General features: G+C 43.3%; 2 protein-coding genes. Both read right to left on the minus strand.

What is annotated here, in order from left to right; translation table 11 throughout:
- Window positions 1–188: 188 nt before the first annotated feature.
- Window positions 189–1,214 carry a UDP-N-acetylmuramate dehydrogenase gene (gene murB / locus Q338_RS12260; protein ID WP_034295939.1) on the minus strand — a complete coding sequence of 342 codons (1,026 nt, stop codon included), beginning with the start codon at window positions 1,212–1,214 and terminating at the stop codon, window positions 189–191.
- Between the two features lie 124 nt (window positions 1,215–1,338).
- On the minus strand, window positions 1,339–2,724 hold the full coding sequence (locus Q338_RS12265; RefSeq protein ID WP_034295942.1) for an MATE family efflux transporter: 1,386 nt from the start codon (window positions 2,722–2,724) through the stop codon (window positions 1,339–1,341).
- Window positions 2,725–2,968: the final 244 nt, after the last annotated feature.

Consider the following 2,968-nt stretch of genomic DNA (forward strand, 5'->3'; position numbering starts at 1 on the left):
TGCGTACCACGCACCAAATTATTCAAATCATTAAAATTCGGTGTGTAATACGCACCCTATATGAATTTTGTCGTGTACCGAAAGGCAGCCTGAAAATTAATTTCAATCCATAAACAAAACACAAAAAAATGTTTTCAGGCTGCCTGAAAACATTTTTTTGTTTATCACTCAATTATTTGTCCATTTAATTACGGCAGCCACAACGGTTCTGTTTCCAAAGACACCCCAAATTTCATCCACACATCGGCGCAAATAAAATTGGACAAACCACGCACATCTGCAGCCGTTGCCTGATTTTTATTAATAATCACAAGGGCTTGCTTTTCATGCACCGCCGCGCCACCAATTTGCTTGCCTTTCAAACCACATTGGTCAATCAGCCAACCTGCAGCGATTTTCACCTTGCCTTCTTCTTGCAAATAATAAGGCACATTTTCAAATTTTTCTTCTAATTCGCGCAATTTTGTGGCGGGGATAATCGGATTTTTGTAAAAACTGCCCACATTGCCGACTTCTTTTGGGTCGGGCAATTTACTTTGGCGGATTTTGCACACGGCGTTGGACACATCTTTGGCATTGGGTTCGCGCTCGCCACATTCGGCGGCAACGTATTTGGCCAAATCGCCATATTGCAAATACGGCGTGAATTGCGTGTTCAATTCAAACGCCACCGAAACAATCACATAGCGATTTTTGCCTGCTTGTTTAAACACGCTGTCGCGGTAGGCAAACGCGCATTCGGCTTTGCTCAATTGCACAAATTCATGTGTCAATAAATCAAAGCAGTTTACATAACGAATAAAATCTTTAACTTCAATGCCATATGCGCCAATATTTTGCACAGGTGCTGCGCCGACCGTGCCTGGAATCAAACTCAAATTTTCCAAACCGCTTAAGCCCATGCTGATGGTTTTAATCACAAAATCATGCCAAATTTCGCCAGCTTGCGCTTCAAGCACCACTTTGCCATTGCTGCGCTCCACTTCCTGTATGCCTTTGTTTACCATGTGAACCACCAAGCCATCGTAGTCTTCCATAAACAAAATATTGCTGCCACCGCCCAAAAATAGTGTGGTTTCGCTGCTGAAATCGACTTGTGTGATTAATTCAAGTATTTGATTAATATCAGTTAATTCAAAAAAGCGGGCAGCGCGTGCGCGTAAACCAAATGTGTTGTAAGGCAGTAAATCGTGGTTGGTTTGAATGTTTAACATAATCTTTAATTCTCATGTTTATGATGTTCAGGCTGCCTGAAAAGCTGCCTGTTTTATTAATCGGTAAAATTAGAATTTATTTTTATTTCAATGTGTTAATCAAATCTAAAAAAGTAGAAAATATTTATGTATCAATTAGATAGGTTTTTAAATGATTGGCGCTGATTTTCTGCAAATAATACACCAATGCCACCGCCGCCGCCGCCAAGGACACAATCAGCGCAATCCAAAAACCATAAATCCCCAGCCCAAACGGGTATGCCAAAATATAACCTGGCAATAAACCCATGCCCCAAAAGGCAATCCCATGAATTATCATGGGGATACGGGTAACTTTGTAACCGCGCAAGGCATAAGACGCAATACATTGTGTGTAATCAAATAGTTGGAACAATGCCGCGCACCAAATAATGCTGACAGCAATGGCAATCACATCAAGGTCTTGCGTATAGACTTGCACCAAAGGATAGCGCAATAAAATCAACACAATCAACGTGATGACCGCCAGCACCAAACCACACGCCAAAGATACGCCACTGCGGTATTGCGCCATCGCCATATCGCGTTGCCCTAGCGCGTAGCCTATGCGCACGGTGGCGGCAGAGCCAATCGCTTGTGGAATCATATAGGTAATGCTGGTAATGCTGATAACCACTTGTTGCGCCGCCACAAAATCTTCGCCCAAATTGGCAATTAGCCACACAATACAGGTAAACAAGCTGGCTTCCAAAAAGTAGGAAAAACCGATGGGTAAACCCAATGCCCACATTTGTTTTTGCGCTGTCCAATTGGGTGGGCTGAATTTTTTTGTTAAACCAAATACTTGGAAATATCTGTTTTTTAAGATATATAGTCCAAGCGCGATGGCATTGAACCAAAATACCAACGCCGTTGCCAAACCACAGCCTGCACCGCCCATTTCAGGCAGCCCTAATTTACCATAAACAAAGATGTAATTTAAAGGAATATTTAATAATAATGCCGCCCAACTCACCCACATAATCGGTTTGGGGCGATTGAGGCTGGACGCGTAGGCATATAAAGCACGGTGCAACATGGCGGCGGGCATACCTAGCGCGGTGTAAAACAGGTAATCGCCAAGCATGGTTTCCACGTTGTCCGCCATATTCAAATAATTTTGCGTGGGCGCAATGCTGGCAAACATCAACAACATGCCCATTATACCCATGCTGCCGCCAAACCATAAACCTTGTCGCCCTGTTTCGCCGACTTGTTCGGTTTGGTTTGCGCCGTGTAGCTGGGAAATAATCGGGTTCAACGCCGCCATCACGCCCAAAAAAGTGATGAACAGCGTGTTAAACACCGCGCTACCTAATGCGACTGCGGTCAAATCGTCTTTACCTGCTGCGCCTGCCATAGCGGTATCCACCACGCCTACGCCAACCGCAGCCATTTGTGCGAGCATAATGGGTAAAGCGAGCGCAATCAAATGTTTACTTTCGTGTTGGAAAGTGGCAAGTGGGTGTTGGTGGAGTTGGAAGAGCTGCATGGTTTTTCAGGCTGCCTAAATGGTTAATTGTGGCATTTTAACAAAAAAATTTTCATAAAACTGGTTAGATTGTGTTAAGAATGTAAATTTTGAATCACATGACTAATTATTCAATTAGCTGTTATAATACGTTCATTTTTTCGCTACGGTTTTCAGGCTGCCTTTCAGTACACGACAAAAATAACAGTAGGGTGCGCCGTGCGCACCAAATCCACCACAATATTTAAATTATTCAGTCATTTGG

The organism is Alysiella crassa DSM 2578, from assembly GCF_000745955.1.
In the GTDB taxonomy this organism is placed as follows: Bacteria; Pseudomonadota; Gammaproteobacteria; order Burkholderiales; family Neisseriaceae; genus Simonsiella; species Simonsiella crassa.